This is a genomic window from Psychrobacter sp. T6-6 (assembly GCF_052258185.1).
In the GTDB taxonomy this organism is placed as follows: Bacteria; Pseudomonadota; Gammaproteobacteria; order Pseudomonadales; family Moraxellaceae; genus Psychrobacter.
In genome coordinates this window covers 1-22,979 of sequence record NZ_JBQQEX010000002.1, presented here as the reverse complement: position 1 = coordinate 22,979, position 22,979 = coordinate 1, and the positions used below count along the sequence as shown (strand labels likewise).

18 protein-coding genes and 1 rRNA gene are annotated in these 22,979 nt (G+C 43.7%); 4 read left to right on the top strand and 15 right to left on the bottom strand.

All coding sequences use genetic code 11. The features are described from left to right. Positions 1 to 38: 38 nt before the first annotated feature. The 10 genes from ACTXGL_RS03290 to ACTXGL_RS03245 form a co-directional block, all read right to left on the bottom strand. On the bottom strand, positions 39 to 1,253 hold the full coding sequence (locus ACTXGL_RS03290; protein WP_443524869.1) for an MFS transporter: 1,215 nt from the start codon (positions 1,251 to 1,253) through the stop codon (positions 39 to 41). Positions 1,254 to 1,597: 344 nt separating this feature from the next. Next, the gene (nqrM, locus tag ACTXGL_RS03285) at positions 1,598 to 1,843 is read right to left on the bottom strand and encodes a (Na+)-NQR maturation NqrM (protein WP_443524867.1); all 246 of its coding nucleotides are present in this window, start codon (positions 1,841 to 1,843) and stop codon (positions 1,598 to 1,600) included. 182 nt (positions 1,844 to 2,025) lie between these two features. Next, a complete protein-coding gene (locus ACTXGL_RS03280; RefSeq protein ID WP_443525524.1) occupies positions 2,026 to 3,192 on the bottom strand; it encodes an FAD:protein FMN transferase in 1,167 nt (388 codons plus the stop codon). Positions 3,193 to 3,314: 122 nt separating this feature from the next. Beyond that, positions 3,315 to 4,115, bottom strand: coding sequence for an SDR family NAD(P)-dependent oxidoreductase (locus ACTXGL_RS03275; protein WP_443524865.1), 801 nt, complete (start codon positions 4,113 to 4,115; stop codon positions 3,315 to 3,317). A 147-nt stretch (positions 4,116 to 4,262) separates the two neighbouring features. Further along, positions 4,263 to 5,498, bottom strand: coding sequence for an NADH:ubiquinone reductase (Na(+)-transporting) subunit F (nqrF, locus tag ACTXGL_RS03270; protein WP_443524864.1), 1,236 nt, complete (start codon positions 5,496 to 5,498; stop codon positions 4,263 to 4,265). A gap of 122 nt (positions 5,499 to 5,620) precedes the next feature. Beyond that, positions 5,621 to 6,229 carry an NADH:ubiquinone reductase (Na(+)-transporting) subunit E gene (gene nqrE, locus ACTXGL_RS03265; protein WP_075107228.1) on the bottom strand — a complete coding sequence of 203 codons (609 nt, stop codon included), beginning with the start codon at positions 6,227 to 6,229 and terminating at the stop codon, positions 5,621 to 5,623. Next, on the bottom strand, positions 6,229 to 6,900 hold the full coding sequence (locus ACTXGL_RS03260) for an NADH:ubiquinone reductase (Na(+)-transporting) subunit D (protein WP_201602231.1): 672 nt from the start codon (positions 6,898 to 6,900) through the stop codon (positions 6,229 to 6,231). Before ACTXGL_RS03260 ends, nqrE begins: the two co-directional genes overlap by 1 nt. 1 nt (position 6,901) lies before the next feature. Then, positions 6,902 to 7,804 (bottom strand): Na(+)-translocating NADH-quinone reductase subunit C, encoded by a 903-nt coding sequence (locus tag ACTXGL_RS03255; RefSeq protein WP_443524862.1) that lies wholly within the window; start codon positions 7,802 to 7,804, stop codon positions 6,902 to 6,904. Continuing rightward, complete coding sequence (locus ACTXGL_RS03250) at positions 7,785 to 9,020, bottom strand: NADH:ubiquinone reductase (Na(+)-transporting) subunit B (protein WP_443524861.1); 1,236 nt, start codon at positions 9,018 to 9,020, stop codon at positions 7,785 to 7,787. Before ACTXGL_RS03250 ends, ACTXGL_RS03255 begins: the two co-directional genes overlap by 20 nt. A gap of 5 nt (positions 9,021 to 9,025) precedes the next feature. After that, positions 9,026 to 10,378 carry a Na(+)-translocating NADH-quinone reductase subunit A gene (locus tag ACTXGL_RS03245; RefSeq protein ID WP_443524859.1) on the bottom strand — a complete coding sequence of 451 codons (1,353 nt, stop codon included), beginning with the start codon at positions 10,376 to 10,378 and terminating at the stop codon, positions 9,026 to 9,028. A 1,077-nt stretch (positions 10,379 to 11,455) separates the two neighbouring features. Between ACTXGL_RS03245 and hisA the strand changes: the two genes are divergently transcribed. Together hisA and ACTXGL_RS03235 are read left to right on the top strand one after the other, a co-directional pair. Beyond that, positions 11,456 to 12,193 carry a 1-(5-phosphoribosyl)-5-[(5-phosphoribosylamino)methylideneamino]imidazole-4-carboxamide isomerase gene (gene hisA, locus ACTXGL_RS03240; protein WP_201547583.1) on the top strand — a complete coding sequence of 246 codons (738 nt, stop codon included), beginning with the start codon at positions 11,456 to 11,458 and terminating at the stop codon, positions 12,191 to 12,193. 56 nt (positions 12,194 to 12,249) lie between these two features. Further along, positions 12,250 to 13,860, top strand: a complete 1,611-nt coding sequence (locus ACTXGL_RS03235) for a mechanosensitive ion channel domain-containing protein (protein ID WP_443524858.1) — start codon at positions 12,250 to 12,252, stop codon at positions 13,858 to 13,860. A gap of 22 nt (positions 13,861 to 13,882) precedes the next feature. Here ACTXGL_RS03235 and ACTXGL_RS03230 read toward each other — a convergent pair whose 3' ends face one another. After that, complete coding sequence (locus ACTXGL_RS03230; protein ID WP_443524857.1) at positions 13,883 to 14,383, bottom strand: 2-thiouracil desulfurase family protein; 501 nt, start codon at positions 14,381 to 14,383, stop codon at positions 13,883 to 13,885. Between the two features lie 294 nt (positions 14,384 to 14,677). Here ACTXGL_RS03230 and ACTXGL_RS03225 point away from each other — a divergent pair, with 294 nt between their 5' ends. After that, positions 14,678 to 14,965: a hypothetical protein gene (locus tag ACTXGL_RS03225; RefSeq protein ID WP_443524856.1), complete on the top strand. Its 288-nt coding sequence runs from the start codon at positions 14,678 to 14,680 to the stop codon at positions 14,963 to 14,965. Between the two features lie 97 nt (positions 14,966 to 15,062). Here ACTXGL_RS03225 and rnr read toward each other — a convergent pair whose 3' ends face one another. From rnr to thrS, 4 genes are all read right to left on the bottom strand, one after another. Next, the gene (gene rnr / locus ACTXGL_RS03220) at positions 15,063 to 17,339 is read right to left on the bottom strand and encodes a ribonuclease R (RefSeq protein ID WP_443524855.1); all 2,277 of its coding nucleotides are present in this window, start codon (positions 17,337 to 17,339) and stop codon (positions 15,063 to 15,065) included. 138 nt (positions 17,340 to 17,477) lie between these two features. Continuing rightward, positions 17,478 to 18,722, bottom strand: coding sequence for a toxic anion resistance protein (locus tag ACTXGL_RS03215; protein WP_443524853.1), 1,245 nt, complete (start codon positions 18,720 to 18,722; stop codon positions 17,478 to 17,480). Positions 18,723 to 19,072: 350 nt separating this feature from the next. Next, positions 19,073 to 19,576, bottom strand: a complete 504-nt coding sequence (infC, locus tag ACTXGL_RS03210; RefSeq protein ID WP_057762155.1) for a translation initiation factor IF-3 — start codon at positions 19,574 to 19,576, stop codon at positions 19,073 to 19,075. Between the two features lie 23 nt (positions 19,577 to 19,599). Further along, on the bottom strand, positions 19,600 to 21,534 hold the full coding sequence (gene thrS / locus ACTXGL_RS03205; RefSeq protein ID WP_443524851.1) for a threonine--tRNA ligase: 1,935 nt from the start codon (positions 21,532 to 21,534) through the stop codon (positions 19,600 to 19,602). Positions 21,535 to 22,694: 1,160 nt separating this feature from the next. On the opposite strand from thrS, the gene ACTXGL_RS03200 reads away from it, so the two are divergent. Next, a 16S ribosomal RNA gene (locus tag ACTXGL_RS03200) occupies positions 22,695 to 22,979 on the top strand; the annotation flags it as partial.

Below are 22,979 nucleotides of genomic sequence, written 5' to 3'. Positions count from 1 at the left end.
TATAGAGAGTACTATTTAGAGCATTTAATGTTTTATAATCAAATATATTTGCCATCGACCATCACTGGACGACTCACGAGCCACGCAATCACCACGTTTGCAATCATCAGTATCAGCATAATAAAAAGCGGTACACTCCAGCTACCAGTCGCTTCATGAAGCCAACCTGTGCCTAGCGGGCCAAAAAATGCAATCAAATAACCGACGGCTTGCGCCATACCAGACAGCTCACTTGATTGATTGGTGGTATAGGTTCGTAGGGAGAACAGCATCATACTTAAGGTAAAAATCGCTGAGCACCCAATCCCCATCAGGGCTGACCAGAGCCACGCCAACTCCGTGGATAGATAGCTGACGCCCAGCACCCCAACGACATTGAGCACAGCGGCAAACACAGCGAGTGCTTGAATCGGACGACCGCGATTAATTAGCCATGTGAGACTCAAAATAGAGATGGGCGCCATAAACTGAAACACAGAACCCATTTGTCCAGCGCTCACAGCAGATAATCCTTTACTGACCCAAATAGACGGCAAAAAACTAGCAACAGTGTAAAACAATAATGATTGTAGTCCCATAAAAATAGCAATCTGCCACGCAAAGGCCGTGCGCCACATCGAAATATCAGAGGCGTCTGGGTCTGTCGAGACTATGGGTTGATGGTTTGATGAGCCAAGACGCACACGCAAAAGCAGCCAAATTAACAAGGCAAAAACCCCTAAAATCGTCCAACCGCCTAGCGCCCATTGCCAGCCTACTCGCTCAGATAAAGGCAGAACTACCCCTGAGACTATCCCCGCGGTCACGGTCATGGTTAAACTGAACAAACCTGTAATCAGCGGGATATGCCTAGGCGTACGTTGCTTAATGATAGGCGCGGCCAGCGTGTTGGCAAAGCCAATAGCTAGTGTTAGTAACAACGTACCTACCAAAAATCCCGTCCACGTTGGGATCACGGTACGAATCATCATACCTGTGGTCAGTAGCCCAATCATCATAATCAGCGTATTCTCAAGCCCGAAGCGCTTAGCAATTGCTGGCGAGATCAGCGCCCCAACGGCGAAGCTCAGCATAGGGACAGCGCCTAGCCAGCCAATCTGAAACTCGGAGATATCTAATGCCTCTTGTACCACGGGAGCGATAGCGCCGAGTGCAACGATAGGCGCGCGCATATTGGTCGCCAGCAAGACCATGGCACATAGGACTAGCCAAAATGTAAAACGCGGTGACGGTAGATGGGAGGAGGTGGACATAGCAATACAACGATGATAATAGAAAAGAACTGTTGTAAGACAGAGACGACATATCGTCGTCCGCAAAACAACACCAGAGAGCATTTATCTAGAAACTGATACCTAGAAACAGACCGAGACGATCATTGATAGTATCGATCAGCATTCGAAAATTTTGCAGGAAGCAATACAGACAAATCTGCTGGCTAATATTTCTATATAGAAAGCATCCAAATAAAAGGCATCTATAGCCAGAAGATAGCATTGCGCAATAAAAATAGCGTCAAGCCTCCTATAGAAGACTTGACGCTATTATACGAACAGATGTCAGGTAAATGCTACCCGCATAAGGTAATCAAAGAAACTTATACTGACTTGCCCAGTTGAGCCGCTCTTAATGCGTTCTCTTGCTGTTCAGCGATCAATGAGTCACATTTATTGGGATCGTCACCGCAGAATGAGCACTGCTCATCACCCATGAGCTTAGCAACACCACCACAAGATCCTTTAAGCGGTTTTTTCTTGACCATATAGCCAATACCCATAAAAATAAAGAACAGGACAAAAACAGTGAAGGTAATGGCAAGCATCGGGAGTAGTTGGCTAAGCATAGAAGTAACCTCGTTTTAAAATAGGGCAGTCGCGCTAGACATTAATGAATGATTTTCATAAATAAATTTGCTCGCAACTATAGCTGTATTATAACAAATTTTGGCGCTGCTCGTTTTGCATTAACGTATTCTCTTGTTTCACATCTATAAATCTACTGTGTGATCCTGAGCTCAGCATAGGTTTAGCGTTTTTTGTCTGTACGTAATGCTTGCATCGCCGGAGTCTGCACCACTTGCCAGTTGTCGATACTGTCGTTGGTAGCGTCATCCAAAGTATTACTATCAGCGCCACCTACCTCTACATCATCAGCCAATATTACAAACATGGCGGCTAAATCTTGCGTGGTAGCCACATCTAGTGCTTTTTGATAAGGCATTGCCGTAAGAGCAGTCGCCCATGCATCGGCCAGTGCAACAGAGTCAGCGGCGACCGTTACTGAAGGCGCGCCACCTGCAATGGGTTCGCCTGTGGTTGGATCAATGGTATGACTATAGCGTTTACCATCGAATATGACAGAATTGCGATAGTTGCCCGAGGTTGCCAAGTGCATTTGGGTGGCGGTAGTTGTTGGTTGGCGAATGGCAGATATGGTTTGGCGTTCGCTGACAGTACTGCCTTCGATAGGCGCGTCAATCGCAATCTGCCATGGCTGCTGTTGGCTATTCACACCAGAAGTAGCAATCTCACCGCCAATCTCAACCATGTAATTACGAATCTGATACTCATCTCTGAGTACGTCAGCAATCACATCAACGCCATATCCTTTAGCAACCGCAGAAAAATCAAGCTCGACACCGTCTTTCGTCTTATAGAGGGTTTGGTCTTTTTTTATAATGCTTTCAAAGTCTACCAGCGCTTTTGCTTGAGCAATCTCAAGTGCTGTTGGGGGACTCTGCAAACGCTCAACGGTCATGGTACTGCCAAAGCCCCAAGTTTCTACTAATGGCATCACAGTAGGATCAAACGCGCCGCCAGATTGTCCGTAAACAACCTGTGAGATATCTAGCACCCGACTAAAATCAGCGTCAATGACAATAGGGGTATTTGCACCCAACTGATTGAACTTAGATATGGTCGAGTCACTCTGGTAGGTCGACATGCTGTCATTGATTTGTTTTAATCGCTCATCAATCGATGCTTGTATGGCAGCTTCGTCTGCACTGTCTACATTGTCAGGCAGCTGGTAACTGATATGATAGCTCGTCCCCATAGTTTCACCAGTCAGATAGTTATAATCTGGTGTCTGCTGGCAGGCGCTGAGGCTTATAATACTACCAAGACCGACGATGCTAAGTAGCGTGTTGTTCAAAAGGTTTCTGGAAGCTGGGCGGTACGTGTTATTTTTCATAATATCTTCGGTATGATGCACAAATAAATAGGGTGTAAAACAAGTCATGCTCATTTTACACCCCTTAAGCCCCAAAATACTAACGATGGTAATACTCAATGATCGTTTGTTTGGCTGCTCGATTATTTTACTTGTGACTCACGTATCAGCTTATACAGCTTTGGCGGCGATACTCGATTGACTCTGGTTGCCAGCTTTTCTTTACTACCAGCGACAATGATATATTCTTCGCCCTTTATGAGCGCCTTCATAACTTGTTTGGCAAACTCAGTTGCAGTCAGACCGTTACTGGTTGCCTCATCCATAGTGCCTTGAGCACTACCATCGCCTGTCAAAGCATTGATAGAGATGTTGGTCTGGATAAACCCTGGGAATATTGTCGCCACTTCTATGCCTTGATCATATAGTTCAGCACGTAAGCTGTTTGCCCACATATGAAGTGCTGCTTTGGCTGCCCCGTACGCACCGCGATATTGCGTGCCCAACAAACCTGCCACACTCGATACCATAACAACCTTACCGCCGCCTTGTGCAATCATGTCAGGTAATATCAATCTCGTTAGACGCGTTTGTGCAAAGTAGTCAATCTCCATAATCTGACGCTCGACCTCTTCATCTGTCTCCATGATGAGCGAGCGTTGACTAATACCAGCATTGTTGATGAGCCAATCGATCTTTCCTGCTTGAGCTCTAGCAGTGTCATAAGCGGCTTTTGTTTGACTGGCATCACTGATATCAAATGGTACAACAATATGCTTGCTAGCACGCTTGCAGCTTTTTTTGACGGTTTCTAGTTTTCCACTATCACGTCCACTTAGAACAATTCGAGCGCCACGTTTGGCAAAAGCAATAGCGAGGGCTTCACCTATGCCACTAGAAGCACCCGTGATCCAGATGGTCAGATCTTTGTACTTTGTTTTCATAAGAGTCCTTTCTTAGTGTGTAGAGCATCCATAATATAGGATAGCAAAGCTACTCTACCAATTAGATTTGTAGTTAAAATTTTGGCATAAAAAAAGAGCCTCAATTGAGACTCTTTTTTTATATGCTTCTAAATTCAGCTAACTGGTTTAACCACCGAAGTCATCAAGCATGATGTTTTCGTCTTCTACGCCCATGCTGTGTAGCATGTCGATGACGGCAGCGTTCATCATCGGTGGCCCACACATGTAATACTCACAATCTTCTGGGTTTGGATGATCTTTCAGATAGTTTTCGAGCAATACATTATGGATAAAGCCAGTTGGACCTTCCCAGTTATCTTCTGGTAATGGGTCAGACAGTGCAACGTGCCACTCAAAGTTATCAAACTCTTCTTCTAGTTGATCATAATCTTCAACATAGAACATCTCACGAATCGAGCGAGCACCATACCAGAAACTGATTTTACGATCAGTGTCTAAGCGCTTCAACTGATCAAAAATATGCGAGCGCATCGGAGCCATACCAGCACCACCACCAACAAAGATCATTTCAGCTTCAGTCTTTTTGGCAAAGAATTCACCATAAGGACCTGAAACCGTCACTTTGTCACCAGGGACGAGACTAAATACCCATGAAGACATTTTGCCTGGCGGAATACCTTCACCGCCACGTGGCGGTGGACTTGCGATACGAATGTTGAACTTGATCAGGCCTCTTTCTTCAGGATAGTTGGCCATCGAGTAAGCACGGATAACAGGCTCATCAACTTTTGACACATAGTCGAAGATACCAAATTTTTCCCAATCTTCTCTATATTCTTCATCAATCGCAAAGTCTTTGTAATGTACTTCATGCGGCGGCGCTTCGAGCTGTACATAACCACCAGCGCGGAAGTTTACTTCTTCGCCTTCTGGGATTTTTAGTACCAGCTCTTTGATGAAAGTAGCCACGTTATCATTAGAGATAACTTCACATTCCCACTTTTGTACATCAAAGAACTCAGGATCGATCTCAATCTTCATGTCTTGCTTAACAGCTACCTGACAGGCCAAGCGCATGTGATTGCGGATTTCGCCTTGAGTAAAATAGCCTTCTTCGGTGGGCAAAATAGAACCACCACCTTCAATAACGCGGCAACGGCACTGCGCACAAGTACCACCACCACCACACGCTGAAGACAAAAATATACCTTCGCCTGCTAGGGTTTGCAGTAGCTTACCGCCTGCTGGTGTCACCACGTCATTATCGGGATTATCATTGATATGGATAGTAACATCGCCTGAACTGACCAGTCTTGAGCGTGCCGCCAAAATAATAGCGACAAGGCCCATGATGATCAAGGTAAACATAGCAACGCCACCAATCGCCGTAGCGTAATCCATGGTAGGTATCCTTAATCTATGGGGTAGGGGAGCGGAGGCATGTTTTATGCTGTATCCGAACCCTTACCGAATAAATGAATTAAATAAGTCAAACAGCTAATGAGAGCTTTGAGCTTAGCAGTTTAGATGGACATACCACCGAACGACATAAAGCCGAGCGACATCAGACCAACCGTGAGAAAGGTAATACCAAGACCGCGCAATGGCGCTGGAATGTCTGAGTATTTAAGCTTTTCACGAATACCTGCCAATGCAGTAATAGCAAGTGCCCAACCGAAGCCTGCACCCACACCATAGACAACAGACTCACCAAAGTTATAATCACGCTCTACCATAAATAGTACACCACCTAAGATGGCACAGTTTACAGTGATTAATGGTAAGAATACCCCAAGCGCGTTGTAAAGACTGGGTACAAACTTGTCCAAGAACATCTCTAGGATCTGTACGGTAGCCGCAATCAAACCGATATAACTGAGCAATCCTAGGAAGCTCAAGTCGATATCAGGGAAGCCTGCCCATGCCAGTGCACCATCTTTTAGGATGAACTGGAATAGCAAGTTGTTTAGCGGAACCGTGATGGCCATAACGACGATAACGGCAACACCAAGTCCGATAGCAGTTGAGACTTTTTTGGATACGGCCAAAAAAGTACACATGCCTAAGAAGTAGGCAAGTGCCATGTTCTCAATAAAGACTGAGGTTATAAATAAACTAATATAATGTCCCATTAGTGACCGCCTCCATGTGCCATGCCTTTAGACTGCGGCTTCATTACAAACTCAGCTTCTTCCACTTGTTCTGGTTTCCAGATACGCACGATCGCGATAAACAAAGCAATAATGAAGAACGCTGATGGTGGCAATAGCAACAGACCATTCGGTATATACCAACCGCCATCAGTAACTGGCTGTAGGATAGTGATACCAAACCAAGTGCCCGCGCCCAATAGTTCGCGAATAGTAGCAACGAACAGCAAGACCGCCGAATAACCAAGACCGTTACCAATACCGTCTAAAAAGCTTGGAATTGGTGGGTTGCTCATGGCAAACGCTTCAGCACGGCCCATAACGATACAGTTGGTGATGATCAGACCAACGAAAACCGACAGACCTTTACTCACATCATAAGCGACAGCTTTTAGCACCTGATCAACCAAGATAACCAATGACGCAATAATCGTCATCTGTACAATGATACGAATACTTGATGGAATCTTTTTACGAATCACGGAGATAAAGAAGCTTGAGAACGCCGTCACCAATGTCAATGCCACACACATAACCATGGCGTTTGCCATACTTGTGGTGACCGCCAGCGCCGAACAGATACCGAGGATCTGTAGGCCAATGGGGTTATTGTCAAAAATAGGCGTGGTTAAAATACTTTTAGTATCAGCCATGTTATGCCTCCTTGCCGTTTGCTACTGGTAGCTTGGCTGCCAATTCGGTTTTAGGTTGAGCGGCCGGTTTTGATTGATTGGCTTGCGCTTCTGCATCATCAATCGTTTGACCGCTCTCTTCACGTAGCATATCTAGATAAGGCTTATAGCCTTGCTCACCTAACCAAAACTGAATCATGTTGCTGACGCCGCGGCTAGTCAGTGTTGCACCGCTAATGCCATCGACCCAGTTTTCTTTTGGATTACCCGCTTTGGTTACACCAGTAGCAACGTCACCGTTTTCGTCATAAGACTCGATACCGCTCCACTTTGCACGCCATGCTGGCTCTTCGATACGAGCGCCCAGACCTGGGGTTTCTTTATGCTCATAAAAGCTGATACCTTTGATGGTGTTCATATCGCTCTCAAGCGTTAAGAAACCATAAATCGTACCCCACAGACCGTAGCCCTGAATAGGTAGTACAATCGCTTCTGGTTGACCAGCATCGTCTTCTTTGACATAGACTTTGGCATACTTTGGCTTACGGCCGATACCAGCAGGATCGTTGTCACCCAAGTCTTCGCTCAAGGCTTGGTTCTTTGTCGCTTGACTGGCGTCATAGGCATTACGATCAGGAATACCAGCAGTTTTTAGCGCATCGTCATCGAGATAAGTGCCTTCGTTTAGATCAATGATTTTCACATCAAAGTCTTTAAAACGTTCAGCAACATCATCGGCGGTATCAGATTCAGCATCATATAGATCAGCAGCAACCAAGATGTTTTTGTTGCGGTCTAAGCGTGCGTTTTCGACTTGTGCAGGCTTTAGACCAACAGCGACCGCTGAGACCAATACTGAGCACACCAAGCATAGCGTCAACGCCACGCTGATGGTTTTTGCGTTATTACTTTTGGGCTTGGACATAACGAACCCTCCGAGCAGTTTGGCGTTTGATGTTTGCTTGAGTCACAAAATAATCAAACAATGGGGCAAATAAGTTGGCAAATAAGATGGCCAGCATGATGCCTTCTGGGAAAGCTGGGTTAATGACACGAATCAATACGGTCATAAAACCAATCAAAATACCATAAGCCCAGCGGCCTTTATTGGTATGTGCAGCTGAAACAGGGTCGGTCGCCATAAAGACCGCACCGAATGCAAAGCCACCAATGACCAGATGCCAGTAGAATGGCAAGCTCATCATCATATTGTCATCAGAGCCGATCATATTGAATACAAGAGAGGTCGCAATCAGACCAACCACACAACCTGCCATGATGCGCCAAGAGGCAATACGTGTCCATAGCAGTACTGCAGCACCCAACAAGATTGCCAGCGTTGATACTTCACCGATACTGCCTTGCATGTTGCCTAAGAACGCATCACTCCACGTGATCGCATTGCCATAGACATCAACGAAGTCTTGAGGAACCACACCAAGCGCGGCAAGACCGAGAGGGGTTGCACCTGAGAATCCATCTACAGCTGTCCATACTGAGTCACCAGACATATAGGCTGGATAAGCAAAGTACAAGAACGCACGACCTGATAGGGCAGGGTTCAGGAAGTTTTTACCGGTACCACCGAACACTTCTTTTGCGACGACTACACCAAAGATAATACCCAAGGCAACTTGCCATAAAGGAATATCTGGTGGTAGACATAGCGCAAACAGAACTGAGGTCACAAAGAAACCTTCGTTAACTTCATGCCCGCGTACGACCGCGAAGATAATCTCACAGAGAATACCAACAGCAAAAGTCACGATATAAATAGGTAAAAACTGCATGGCCCCGTAAACGAAGCTTGCCCAGATACTGTCTGGGTTATAGCCTGCCATGCTAGTGATGACAGTACGCCAGCCGTCGGGCTGTAGACCAAGCTGGGCGATAGCCGTCAGTGCTTGATGACCGATGTTGTACATACCCCAAAACATCGCTGGGAACGTACATAGCCATACGGTAATCATAATACGCTTTAGGTCGATCCCGTCGCGTACATGTGATGAGGCAAATGTCGTTGTACCTGGTTGACGCAGAAACGTATCAAACATCTCAAAAATGGCATAGTACTTTTCGTGTTTGCCGCCTTTGGTGAAAGATGGCTCCATACGATCGAACATATTGTGTAAAAATTTCATCGTGGTTAGCCCTCCAGCTCAATGCGCGTTAAATTATCACGCAAAATATCACCAAACTCATATTTGCCAGGAGATACAAAGGTGCATAGTGCCAAATCTTCTTCATCCAATTCAAGAACGCCCAAATCTACAGCACTAATAATGTCTTCGACAATCAATGCACGTAGTAGTTGAGTGGGTAGGTAATCTTGTGGCATGACTTCTTCATAGACACCGATGGGTACCATCGCTCGCGGTGAGCCATTACTTGTCGTGGTGAAGTTGTATTTTTTGCCACCAAAGAACTGCGAAATATAGATAGGCAGTTTTGAAAAGCGGTTTTTACCTGGGCTAAAGAAATGAAACGCTGGGCGCTCATGACCTTCAGTCAGTACACTGATCTGGTTGTGAAAACGACCAAGATAAGCCACATTGTCAAACACTTTGCGACCGGACAACACTGAACCTGAAATAACTCGGTTCTCGCCAGCAGCAAGCTTGCCTTTGGTTAATGCCGTAATATCAGCACCGCGCTCGGTTGCAACCAAATGCGGGTTGGTAACCGCAGGACCAGCTAGGCTCAGCATACGGCGAGTATATAGACGACCTGTCGTAAACAGCTTACCAATCGCGATCACGTCTTGATAGCCAACTGTCCACACGGTCACACCGCGCATAATCGGATGCAAAAAGTGAATGTGCGTACCAGCAAGACCAGCTGGATGTTTTCCAGCAAAACCATGATACTCAGTGACATTATCCGCAGCAGTTTTTGCAACTGGCGTCAGTTTGGCATCACCATGATGACAGACAAAGGTCTTTGGCGTGAGCGTAGACAGTACAGCAAGGCCATCATTGAACGCTTGTAGCTGCTCATTGATCACCAGCATTGGGTCAAGCGCCAATGGGTTGGTATCTGTCGCTGTGACAAAGATAGCGTGTGGACGAGCACCGATTTCTGGTGCGCGGCTATAGGGACGCGTGCGAAACGCTGTCCATTCGCCAGAGGCAATCAGTTGGGTTTCAACGACTTCAGAGTCTAGGTCAGCAAGCTGCTGTGAGTCATAGCGCTCAAAGTCTACTTCTTCACCATTTGGGTCGACCGCAATCACAAGACTCTCAAACACTCGACGCTCGCCACGTTTAACAGCGACGACCTTACCGGCAGCAGGGGCAGTGTAGATGACGCCGACACGTTTTTTATCTTCAAAAACGGGCTGACCTTTGGCTACAATGTCACCTTCTTTGACATTCATTGTAGGTTTCATACCCACATAGTCATAGCCGACAAGTGCTACATGTGTCGGTTGGTGCTCAGATATCTCGCGGGAGGGTTCACCGGTAATGGGCAAATCCAAACCTTTTTTGATGGTAATCATAAGCGAAAACTTAGTCCATAGTCTAAAACGATACCAGACATCCTGTTTGGCACATCGGTAGTATGAAAACCTGTATCACTCAATAGAGCCTTCAATCGTCTATTTCTATATCGAAATAGGGATGAAAGCTCTGTTGGGACAATACATAATCATAACTACTATTAAGAGTATTAACGCTGACCTTAGACTCCTTAACAACACGTTAATGTCTTATTCGAATTACCAAAGTGGCGACTGGCTACCAAGGTGTATGCTAAAACTATTAAGCCAAATTAATCCTCTAAAGCACATTGCTAAGAGAAACTATTTTGAAAATAACAGCCCTATCACACGTTTCATTGAAATTTAAAACTTGTAACACCAGTATAGGGACCACCTTTATCCAATCATTATCAGTCAAACATACCTGATTGGTTAGAAGTGTGACCACATAACGATCTATTGAGTAGATGATAAACTGGCTAAAAGATAATCTAGGTCAGCAGGATCACATCGTTGTGATGAGCTGCTACAACGCTAGGTTTAACGGTTCTGATATTGTTGGCTAGTGACAGGAATTTAAAAGGTATCCAATGGGGCTTAATACTGCAGAATCGGTGGTATACAGACTACCAGATTAGATTTCTATTATAACCTTTTTGGGCAATATATCAGTCAATATCATACGGATACATTCAGCTATTGCTCTTTGTGTCTGAGTCCTCTTTAATTACGACTAAGTAATAATGACTCAACAAAAAGCGTAACACCTGGTTACCATCACATAGAAACAAATAAAAATTTACCTAGGATTATACGCTAAATTGACCTAAAATTGCCAGTCAGTAATGGAATTTAACGAATGTTGGTGGTGATTCCAAATACGAAAACTTATGGTTATGACTGTTTGGTTTCCCTCATTTCCTATTTCTATCTGAGCAGATTTTGACTTTTTTATCTGGTTTATAATCTGTCTATGATTTATACCGCTGTTGAGTGACGTTTTCTATTATTGTGTAATGCTCTGATATCGTTTGATTTCCAAAAATATGCTTGTCTAAATTTATTACCAATACTGTGCTTTATAAGGAATGCTATATGTGTGCTGTACCTGTCATTATCCCGGCTATTGATTTAAAAGATGGTAAATGTGTACGTTTAAAACAAGGCCGTATGGAAGATGATACGGTATTCTCTGATGATCCGGTTGCGATGGCAGCACGCTGGGTAGATGAAGGCGCACGTCGTCTGCATTTGGTCGATTTGAATGGGGCTTTTGATGGCGTACCCGTGCACAGACAAGTGGTCAACGATATTACCAAAGCGTATCCGAACCTGCCTATTCAGTTGGGCGGCGGTGTGCGTAATATGAATACCATTGAGCAGTACATCACTGCGGGTTTGACTTATATTATCATTGGGACAAAAGCTGTCGAAGATCCTGATTTTGTCGCAGAAGCTTGTCGTGAGTTTGCAGGACACATTATCGTTGGTATCGATGCCAAAGACGGTATGGTGGCTACACATGGCTGGGCCAATGTTACTGATACTAAGGCAACTGAGCTAGCCAAGCGTTTTGCTGATGTGGGTGTCTCCTCTATTGTGTATACTGATATTGCCCGTGATGGCATGATGCAAGGCGTTAATGTAGAGCAAACCGTCAATTTGGCACGTGAAGGCGGATTACCAGTGATTGCATCAGGTGGCGTTACTGATATGAAAGACATTGAGCTATTGAAGCCTTATGGCGACTGTATAGAAGGTATTATCACTGGCCGTGCTATCTACGAAGGCACATTGAACTTGAGTGAGGCGCAGCGCTATCTAGACAGCTAACGCTCAAAGTTAGTAAAAACGTAATGGTACAAACTCTATAACAGCAAAGGATGCTTATGGACACTTATCTTGACCGCCCAAGGATACGTCATCTTCTAAGAGCGTGGGGTCAAATGGTGTTGCTACTAAGCATCTTTTGTACGTTGCCAGCCTATGCTGCTGGTGAAGAGGTTTCTGGTATTGCAGCGGCATTGGGTGTAGAGGACGCAATACCTGATAATACAACGACAGCAGATGACGACACGTCAGAAACCAACATTTCCACACCGACTCCTGCCCCGCCACCCGCAATCAATGGCGAAAGTACCAATAATGGTCAAATTGAAACTACACCCACCCTCCAAAAAGACAACGACATCCGTCAGCGAATCAATGGAATCTTTTCTGAAATAGAAGGATTACAAGCCGTTACTGTTAATGTTACTCAAGGTGTCGTCACCTTAGCGGGAGAAACTGCCAACGAAAAAAAGGCACAACAAGCTATCAATTTGACCAACCGTTTGACAGACGTCGTGACGGTTGATGACAACATCAACCGTACACTAGATGTTCAAGAAAACGTATCGACAGTTTATCAGGGTCTAAAAGCGCAACTGGAAAACCTAGTAAAGGCGCTGCCTTTATTGCTGGTTGGTATCGTCATATTTGCACTCGTGACATGGTTTGGTAGTTGGTTATCTAGACGCAAAAAAATGTGGCAGCGCCTCACGCCCAATCCTTTTGTCGCTGAGCTCTTGTCGCAGACCATTAAAGTTATCTTTATTATTTTTGGTCTTATTCTGGCACTGAGCTTGATCGGTGCAGAAACAGTATTGGGCACGTTGCTCGGCGGTGCTGGTGTCATTGGTATCGCGGTCGGTTTTGCAGTCAAAGACACTATCGAAAATTATATAGCTTCTTTAATGCTCAGTATCCGTCAGCCCTTTCGTGCACGTGATCAAGTGGTGATTAATGGTCAAGAGGGGATTGTGGTTCGTCTGACGTCACGTGCGACGATATTAATGACGCTAGATGGCAATCAGCTACGTATCCCCAATGCTGAAGTGTTTAAAGGTACGATCCTAAACTATACCAAAAATCCCGAGCGTCGCTTCACCTTTGAGTTGGGTGTGGATGCCAATGATGATCCATTGGCTGCAATCAAAGTAGGGCTGGATGCGATACATACATTAGCATTTGTATTAGAAGAGCCAAAAGCAATTGCGATTATTACCAATGTAGGTGATTCTAATATCGTGCTTGAATTTCAAGTGTGGGTTGATCAATCCGAAACGGACTTTTTAAAAGCACGTAGTATTGCCATTCGCGAAACCAAGCATGCGTTAGAAAACGAGGGCTTTAGCTTGCCTGAACCTATTTATCGTCTGAGGTTTAACAACAAATTAGAAAAAGCCTTTGAGCATATGCAGAGTGGTGCGAGTAGTGACAAATCTGACCTGACAATTACGCCTACTATGCCTGATGCACCAGCAAATGATGAGCGTGATATTGATGATAAGGATAAGAAGCAGGCAAAAGCACGAGCCAAAGTTATTTTACAAGGTCAGAGCGCTAATGATGTTCTCGATGCTCGCCCTGATGACAAGCTAATGGAAAAAGTCGAGCAGGAGATTGCCCAGAGCTCAGATGAGACGGATTTACTCAATAACAATAGTCCGCAAGAGTAAACCCTATTAGATAGTAGACAGTCTAATCCCCTGTGGGCATGACGGACTGTAATGCGCTATCAGCAGCAACAAGATCATATTGACTAAAAACCTCAATACCATGCTTTCTCAGTAGCGCTGCCGTCACGCCCATACCTGCTATCTTATTATTGCTAAAATGGCCGTTGTATATGGTATTACTACCACAAGAAGGGCTGCTTTCAGTCAGCACTGCTACTTTAATATGATGTTTTTGACACAGTGCCAATGCCAACTGAGCCCTTTTTTTGAAATACACGCTTACATCAGTGCCTGTCTCTTCTATAACCTCCGATTTACCCAGCCAGACATCAGTACCATCACCGCGTACGATCTCTGCAGGCGCTCTTGGTATGCTCATACCTGCGTCGACCTCTGGACACACTAAAACCAGTCGTCCTTCTATTTGCCACCGTGTCAGAATGTCACTGGCTGCTGCTAATCCCTTGCCATTATATTGTACAGGTTTGCCCAACAGACAAGCGCTGACCAGTACCTTTTCCATAAATGTTCCTTATCTCATTTTCAGTTGCTTTGTTTTTTGAGAGGCGTTGATTGATAGTATCAGACCACTCTTATTAATGTTATTTGTGTTTATCACATTTTGAGGTTACTGCTCTAACATGTTGTTTAACAAGCGATATCTATTAAGCTTTCGTCCGCATAAGTAACTATGGCGATCTGCATGTTGTTTTTCATTTTATTTACTATTACTGATATTCAGCTACTGCTTCACAAGATAGGCACAAAAAGTGCAACGAAACCCGTATTTGATGGTGAGTCAAACACGGGGTTTTTTATGGAAATGAAACATGTCATTATATTTGCAGTGATTGGCATAGTCGCACTGTTGGGCTTTAATATCATAAACGGTAACAGTCGCGAGAAAAATAGGGAGGTTGCCGTCAGTACTGTCGCTACTGATTCAGCTACTGATGCAGATAGTACTCAGGACAACGCGGCAGCTATTACTAGTAAGCCACTTGGCGAACAGCCAAAAGTTATGCTAGACGATGCCACTAATAAAATCAATCAAGCGCAGCAATCTGAGCAAGATCGTTTGGATCAAATGAATAATACACAGTAATCATCGACTTATCTTATAGTTGAAGTGCACATAAATAAAAAGGGCCAACGATAACGTTAGCCCTTTTTATTTGTAGTATTGCAATCTCAGTTACGGATTAGCTTTTTTTGCTAGACCCTCTGCGATTATTACTTCTTTTCGCAGGACTCTTTTTAGGCTGATCTTTTTTAGCAGGCTGTTTCTTTGACTGGTTCATGGCACTCGACTGCAACTTTTCTTTTAGATCAAAATCAATTTGCAGTAGGTCCATGTTCACGCCAGCAACTTGTACTTTGACCGAGTCACCAAGCCCAAATAATGTACCTTTGTCTTTACCGATAAGCTGTTGCTGCTGCTCATCATAGACAAAGAAGTCATCACCGACGTTTGAGATATGTACCAAACCATCGATGTATAAGTCAGTCAATGTAACAAACAGACCAAAACTAGTAACCGTAGTCACTACACCTTCAAACTCTTCACCAACATGGTCAGTCATGTAATGACACTTGAGCCATGACTCTACAAATCGTGACGCCTTTTCTGCACGGCGTTCTGTGTCTGAGGTCTGCGTACCAGCACCTTCAAGCGAGAAGTCCATAAAAGGCTGCTTGCTGTTCGTTACTTGTGCTTTGATACCACGATGCAGCATCAGATCTGGGTAACGGCGGATAGGCGAAGTAAAGTGGCTATATTCGTCATAAGCCAAGCCAAAGTGACCAATATTGTCAGGTGCATAGCTTGCTTGCATCATCGAACGTAGTAGCATGCTATGAATACTGATTGCATCTGGTCTGTCTTTGGTCGCTTCAATAATCCGCTGATAATCCGCTTGCGTTGGGTTCTCTTCTGGGAAAGGTAAACCGAAGTTTTTTGCATATTCATGGATACGCATCGACTTCTCGTTATCAGGCTTATCATGGTTACGATATAAGACTGGTAACTCGTGTTTAAGCGCAAAGTTAGCCGCACAGGTGTTAGCAAGGAGCATGCACTCTTCGATTAGCTTTTGAGAGTCACCACGAGTGCGTGGCAAAATCGCTTCGATGCCACCTTTTTCGTTGAACTTGATGTACGTTTCAACCGTTTCAAATTCCATTGCATGACGTTCTTCACGCTTTTTGAGCAGTAGTTCATACAACTGATGTAGGGTATCAACAGACTTTTTAACGTCTTTATTACCCGTTAACGATTTAGGTAGTCTCTTATCATTCGGGTTCACCAAATAATCGTTCACTTGATTATAGGTTAGACGGGCTTGTGAATGCATGACTGATGGATAAAACTCATATCCGGTCACTTTACCAGCACGCGATATCTTAATATCAGCGACCATACATAGACGATCTAGATTAGGATTCAGTGAACACAGACCATTAGAGAGCACTTCAGGTAGCATCGGAATCACGCGATGTGGGAAGTATACGGACGTACCGCGCTCATAAGCATCTTGGTCTAGTGGTGAATTTGGCGTGACATAGTAGCTAACATCAGCAATTGCAACCACCACACGGTAGTTACCACCTGAGCGCTTCTCGGCAAATACAGCATCATCGAAATCACGAGCATCTTCGCCATCGATAGTGACAAGCGGTAGATGGCGCAAGTCTTTACGACCTTTGATATCATTTTCAGTTGGTTCTTGATAGTCACCAGCTTGCTTAAGAGCCGCCTCACTAAACTCTGATGGAATATCATAGTTAAGAAGGGTTGTTTCGATGATCAGTTCACGATCATTATCGTCAGATAGGACTTCAGTGATTTTACCTGTACCAAACTCATGCTGGTTTGGCCAGTCAATAATATCGACTTTGACAGGTGCGCCTTGCTTAGCATTTAGCGCTTGTACATTTTCATCAGTAACGGTAATTGGCTGATGGTTGTTTGGACTACCAAGCTCCACGCAGTAGCCGTCTTCATCACGTGCAAGCGTTCCAATGAAGTTGTTTTGGCGACGTTTAACCACATCGACGATGCGACCTTCAGTGCGACCACGATTGTCTGTTGATGTACCGACTGCTGCTACCGTATCGCCATTGAATACCCAGCGCATTTGCTTTTCATGCAAAAACAAATCTGGCATATCACTCAATACCACAAACCCAAAACCCTTTGGATGTGCAGACACCATACCTGTGACGATATCTTGCTTAGTGACTGTGCGATAGCGATAAGGACGGCCTTCACGGTTTACTTGTCCATCACGTGCCATTGCTTTTAGGCGATTGCCTAGAGCATCGAATTGGTCGGGATCATCAATATTAAAGGCTTTTGCCAATTGTTGATGTGTGACTTCCCCATGTTCATTAATCGTACTGAGTATCAGTTCGCGACTAGGAATCGGGTTGTCGTATTTTTTTGCCTCACTCGAGGCGTTTGGATCATTCCAACTCATAAATTACCGTATCTATTTTTAAGACTATTAATAGGGGCTATCTTAACACGAACGACGGCGCAATATCTTGCGTCAATTTTCTTATGTGTATTCGATAGCAGGAAGCAGCCAACTTTTAGTGACTGCTATATAGATAAATCAAATATCAATATCGACACTGTTTGATTGGTTAGTGATTTTTTTGCTATCCAGCTCTTTTGAAACTTCGAGCACCGTAGTTTGATTTGATTTATCCAAATATTTTTGTGCTTTATCTACTTCAGTGGTCAAGGTATTGACCGTTTGCTTCATATTTTCTAGCGCTTCAATTTTATAGTTACTGATCATGTCCATAGTGTCATAGACATTATTGAAGGCGTTTTGCAGTTTATCAAGTTCAATACTACTGCTGGTCGCTTGCTCATGGATCTCGCCTGACTGACGCTTGAGCATCGCCGAGGTTGACTCAATCAAGCTACTGGTTGTCTTGTTCAATGCTGTGATTTGATCTAGTACCAGTTTTTGATTGGTCATTGCTTGGGCAACGACAACAGCCGTACGCAGCGCTGAAACGGTGGTCGTGGTTGCACGATCAACGCCTTTAATTAGTTCTAGATTATTACGGCGAATGGTATCCAGTGCCAGATAGCCTTGTACATTCACTGCTAACTGGGTCAAAAAGTCGGTGTTTTTTTGACGGACATAAAACAGCATCTCTTCTTTAATGATGCGCGCTTTTTCTGGATCTGTTGCTTCTATCGCGTAGACCTTTTGCTCCAACTGTTCATCAATTTTTTTGCCAACATAGACATATTGACGAATAGATTGCATCAGCTCCCACATATTGACTTTTTCTTGCTCAATCATCGCATTGTCTTTGAGCAGCTCGTCTTTGCCATTGTATAGACTGGTCACAACAGCATTAATGTGAGACTGGGCGGACTCATACTGACGGAAATAGTCCTGTACTTTATTACCGAATGGAATCAGACCGAATAGCTTACGTGAGTTAGTCAGCTCTTTTTTACTTGGGTCTAAATCTTCCACAATACCGCGTAGCTCAGTTAAAGACTTTGCAATAGGGGAGTTATCAAACAAACTGTCATTAAGACTTTTTGCTGGTAGATCCAGCATACGATTAGAGACTTGTGCCGATTCACGAATCTCTTTTGTCCCTAGATTATGAATAGATTGAACGTTTTGCTGAAACTCTGGACTATGCACTGAATTGGTAATCACATGATCGACAAATGCATCAACTTTGGCATCGAGTTCTGGAATTTGGCTTTCATCCAACTTGACCATCTGATCGGCTTCACTTTTCTGTATTTCTTTGACAGGCTCAGGCGCTGTGAGAGATATAGTAGGAGTTGCGGCGTTTTCTGGCGGTGTCAATTCTTGCATGAAATTTCCTTTGATGTCTGATAAAAGTAGTGTTTGTTGTCAATGACTCTGATGGTCATGATGTACGTTATTTTTATACACTTACCTAAAACGTTCGAATAAATGCTGATTAGCAAATATAAAACAGACCTTTAGATTACCGCGTAATCAAATAGTTGAGAAGGTGGGTTTTGTAAAATAGCGTCAGCCAATTATATCTGGCTACACACATTTCCCTGCCATCATTTCAAGGAGGTCTGCATCAGCATAGGTAATAAAAAACCATCAATATCCCGCAGCATATTGATGGTCAGAGTTATAAATAGCTATATCGACTAACAGCCACTACTCAAAGTAGTCCTACAAACAGATTACTTTTTCTTAGTAGGTCCGAGCAGCATACCCATTTGACGACCTTCCATCTTAGGGTATTGTTCGACGTTTGAGATATCAGCAGTATCTTCAATGATACGATCAAGTTGTTTGCGACCAATATCTTGGTGCGCCATTTCACGTCCGCGGAAACGGATGCTAATTTTAACTTTGTCTTGATCTTCCAAGAAGCTTACGATTTTTCTCAGTTTAACCTGATAATCAGCTTCTTCGGTACTAGGACGTAGCTTCATCTCTTTTAGCTGAGTCTGCTTTTGGTTTTTCTTAGCTTCTTTAGCCTTTTGTTTTTGATCATAGAGGAAATGCTTATAATCCATAATCTTACATACTGGTGGCTTAGCTTCAGGAACTAGTTCAACCAAATCTAGGTTTTCATCACGTGCCGCTTTCATCGCGGTTGCGATATCAACCACGCCCATTTGCTCGCCATCTTCTTTGACGAGGCGGACTTCTTTGACGTTGATATCTTCGTTGATGTTCAAACGGTTTGACTGTTTAATAGGTATTACTCCTCATCTGTTTTTGGGGGCTGTCGGCCTTTTTTACTGACAGCGGTCTGTACTAATGTAATAAATTCAGAAATACTCATGACGCCAAGGTTCTCACCTTCGCGAGTTCGGACGTTAACGCTGCCCGATTCGACTTCTTTATCCCCTAATACTAGCATATAGGGAATACGTTCTAATGTTTTCTCTCGTATCTTAAATCCAATCTTTTCGTTACGCAAGTCGCTAATAGCGCGCAAACCTGCATTTTTGAGCTCGCTAACGACGCTTTCACAGGCATCAGCTTGTTTATCAGTGATATTCATCACCACAACTTGTTGCGGTGCTAACCATACTGGCATCCAACCGGCATAGTTTTCGATCAAAATACCAATGAAACGCTCAAACGAACCTAAGATTGCACGGTGCAACATAATAGGGACTTCACGATCATTTTGCTCATTGACGAACTCTGCATCGAGACGCTCAGGCATGTTTGGATCAACCTGAATGGTGCCGCACTGCCAAATACGACCTAATGAATCCTTTAGACTAAACTCAATCTTTGGACCATAGAATGCACCTTCACCAGGTAGGTAATCCCAGTCTAGCCCTGAGCTATCAAGCGCATCTGCTAAAGCCTTTTCTGCAAAATCCCAAGACTCATCACTACCAACACGTTTTTCAGGACGGGTAGAGAGCTTCATAATAATATTATCAAAGCCGAAATCTTCATAAACAGCGAGCGTTAGCTTAATAAAGTCAGCCACTTCTTGCTGAATCTGTGCCTGAGTACAGAAAATATGTGCATCATCTTGCGTAAAACCGCGTACGCGCATCAAACCATGTAATGAACCTGATGGCTCATTGCGATGGCAAGAACCAAACTCAGCCATACGTAGTGGCAAGTCACGGTAAGACTTTAGACCTTGGTTAAAGACCTGCACGTGGCAAGGGCAATTCATCGGTTTTACCGCATAATCACGGTTTTCACTAGCAGTCGTGAACATATTGGTTGCATAATTGCCCCAATGGCCCGAGCGTTCCCACAGACTACGATCAACAATTTGTGGCGTTTTGATCTCTTCATAGCCGTTATCGTATTGCACTTTACGCATATATTGCTCAAGTACTTGGTAAATTGTCCAGCCATTCGCATGCCAGAACACCATACCTGGCGCTTGCTCTTGCATATGGAATAAATTTAACGCTTTACCGATTTTACGATGGTCACGTTTTTCAGCTTCCTCAATACGCTGTATATAAGCTTTTAGCTGTTTCTTATCTGCCCAAGCCGTACCGTAGATACGCTGTAGCTGTTCGTTTTTCGCATCACCGCGCCAATAAGCACCTGACATTTTAGTCAATTTAAATACTTTCAAAAATCGCGTGTTCGGCACGTGCGGCCCACGGCACATATCGACATATTCTTGATGATGATACAAACCAAATGCTTCTTCGCCTGGCATATCATTGATCAGCTTTAACTTATAGTCTTCATTGCGTGACTCGAATATCTCGATCGCTTCAGCACGTGGCGTCATCTTTTTGATAACGTCATAGTCCTGCTTGATCAGCGCCATCATGCGCTTTTCAATCGCTTCCATATGCTCAGGTGTGAACGGTGTCTCACTAAAAATGTCATAATAAAAGCCATCGTCAATAACAGGACCAATTACCATTTTGACGTCAGGATAAAGCTGCTTAACCGCATGCCCTAATAGATGAGCACATGAATGACGAATAATATCGACACCATCATCATCTTTCGGCGTTACGATTTCGACATTGGCGTCAGCGATGATAGGGTCGTGCGCATCGACTAATTGACCATTTACACGTCCAGCAACCGTCGCTTTAGCGAGTCCCGTCCCAATACTCTGCGCCACTTCCATGACTGTTGTATTACCTTCGAAATCTTTTACGCTACCATCGGGTAAAGTAATCGCTACCATAATCTATTCGCCTGTTATTGGGTCCGTTGGCAGTGATGACTGCAACCATCAATCATGTAACCGTGAGACCGCATCAATTATATCTAATCATTGTGATATGTAGTGGGAGGTATACATTATTCTATAAGCTGTCCAATACTGCATATTGCGAAGCTCAATTATTCTTCAAGGAGATTCACCACTATTAATACAGTAAGTAATACTTCGTTGTCAGAGCAATGCTAGTGCGGCGCAAAAACAAATAATGCAATAGACCGACGATTATAGCAAAAACCCTCTAACAACACTAGATATCAAAGGATAGAGAGGTAGTTAGAAAGAGGTACAAAAGCTAATAGATAAGAAGAAACGGTTTTGAACACGCAATTCTATAAATCCAGTTCTGTGGGTCAAAGTATCGCTAGTACTCTATAAATGATTATCGTGGTTCTCCTGTATAGTATCATTTGTGAAAATATCAATATAAAAGGTAGAATCGATAAAGTGCTCAAGTAGAGCGAATATTAGATAGGTAGAAAACCCAAATATTATCTATACTAATAAAAGCCAAAAGTAGCCATAAAAGCTCGCTTATTGGAGAACGTACCTATTCCTCTACTACATCAACCAATCGACCAATTCATAACCTATTGAAACTATTTATTATTTTTAATAGCTGTAAAATAAGTTTAAAAACATGTATAAAATTGGTTGACACAGTTATTAAACTCTCTATAATACGCCCTCATCGGACGGACTAGCGGCAGCTAATATGTAAATTACATATTAATAACGCAGTTAACCTGGTGAAACAAATTATAAAAAGTCTTGACAATTCATATCACTATGATAAGATAGTCGGCTCGCTAGATAGCTTAACCGGAGACGGATTAGCTAGATGGCAAAAGAAATACCTTATATATCGATGACTGGACGACAGTGATTGAGACTATTTAAAAGCATAACTAAAGAACAACTTGTGTGGATTTTTGCTGATTCAGAATGCTAAAAAATAAAGTTGACTATCTTTTCTTTTCGGAAAGATTATTAACTATAAAAATTATCATTTAAGACAGCAGAAAAACTCAAAGTTAATTCATTACGAACATAATTTTTAGCGATTTTGCCAGATTAGATGAGCCAAGTTTAGAAGCTTCTTTAAAGAGCTTCATAGCAAGATTAAACTGAAGAGTTTGATCATGGCTCAGATTGAACGCTGGCGGCAGGCTTAACACATGCAAGTCGAGCGGAAACGATGGTAGCTTGCTATCAGGCGTCGAGCGGCGGACGGGTGAGTAATACTTAGGAATCTACCTAGTAGTGGGGGATAGCACGGGGAAACTCGTATTAATACCGCATACGTCCTACGGGAGAAAGGGGGCAACTTGTTGCTCTCGCTATTAGATGAGCCTAAGTCGGATTAGCTAGATGGTGGGGTAAAGGCCTACCATGGCGACGATCTGTAG

Excerpts from the sequence above, each read along its gene's own strand:
- ACTXGL_RS03290 (WP_443524869.1), bottom strand. The coding sequence starts at position 1,253 with ATGTCCACCTCCTCCCATCTACCGTCACCGCGTTTTACATTTTGGCTA.
- nqrM (WP_443524867.1), bottom strand. The coding sequence starts at position 1,843 with ATGCTTAGCCAACTACTCCCGATGCTTGCCATTACCTTCACTGTTTTT.
- ACTXGL_RS03280 (WP_443525524.1), bottom strand. The coding sequence starts at position 3,192 with ATGAAAAATAACACGTACCGCCCAGCTTCCAGAAACCTTTTGAACAAC.
- ACTXGL_RS03275 (WP_443524865.1), bottom strand. The coding sequence starts at position 4,115 with ATGAAAACAAAGTACAAAGATCTGACCATCTGGATCACGGGTGCTTCT.
- nqrF (WP_443524864.1), bottom strand. The coding sequence starts at position 5,498 with ATGGATTACGCTACGGCGATTGGTGGCGTTGCTATGTTTACCTTGATC.
- nqrE (WP_075107228.1), bottom strand. The coding sequence starts at position 6,229 with ATGGGACATTATATTAGTTTATTTATAACCTCAGTCTTTATTGAGAAC.
- ACTXGL_RS03260 (WP_201602231.1), bottom strand. The coding sequence starts at position 6,900 with ATGGCTGATACTAAAAGTATTTTAACCACGCCTATTTTTGACAATAAC.
- ACTXGL_RS03255 (WP_443524862.1), bottom strand. The coding sequence starts at position 7,804 with ATGTCCAAGCCCAAAAGTAATAACGCAAAAACCATCAGCGTGGCGTTG.
- ACTXGL_RS03250 (WP_443524861.1), bottom strand. The coding sequence starts at position 9,020 with ATGAAATTTTTACACAATATGTTCGATCGTATGGAGCCATCTTTCACC.
- ACTXGL_RS03245 (WP_443524859.1), bottom strand. The coding sequence starts at position 10,378 with ATGATTACCATCAAAAAAGGTTTGGATTTGCCCATTACCGGTGAACCC.
- hisA (WP_201547583.1), top strand. The coding sequence starts at position 11,456 with ATGTGTGCTGTACCTGTCATTATCCCGGCTATTGATTTAAAAGATGGT.
- ACTXGL_RS03235 (WP_443524858.1), top strand. The coding sequence starts at position 12,250 with ATGGACACTTATCTTGACCGCCCAAGGATACGTCATCTTCTAAGAGCG.
- ACTXGL_RS03230 (WP_443524857.1), bottom strand. The coding sequence starts at position 14,383 with ATGGAAAAGGTACTGGTCAGCGCTTGTCTGTTGGGCAAACCTGTACAA.
- ACTXGL_RS03225 (WP_443524856.1), top strand. The coding sequence starts at position 14,678 with ATGGAAATGAAACATGTCATTATATTTGCAGTGATTGGCATAGTCGCA.
- rnr (WP_443524855.1), bottom strand. The coding sequence starts at position 17,339 with ATGAGTTGGAATGATCCAAACGCCTCGAGTGAGGCAAAAAAATACGAC.
- ACTXGL_RS03215 (WP_443524853.1), bottom strand. The coding sequence starts at position 18,722 with ATGCAAGAATTGACACCGCCAGAAAACGCCGCAACTCCTACTATATCT.
- thrS (WP_443524851.1), bottom strand. The coding sequence starts at position 21,534 with ATGGTAGCGATTACTTTACCCGATGGTAGCGTAAAAGATTTCGAAGGT.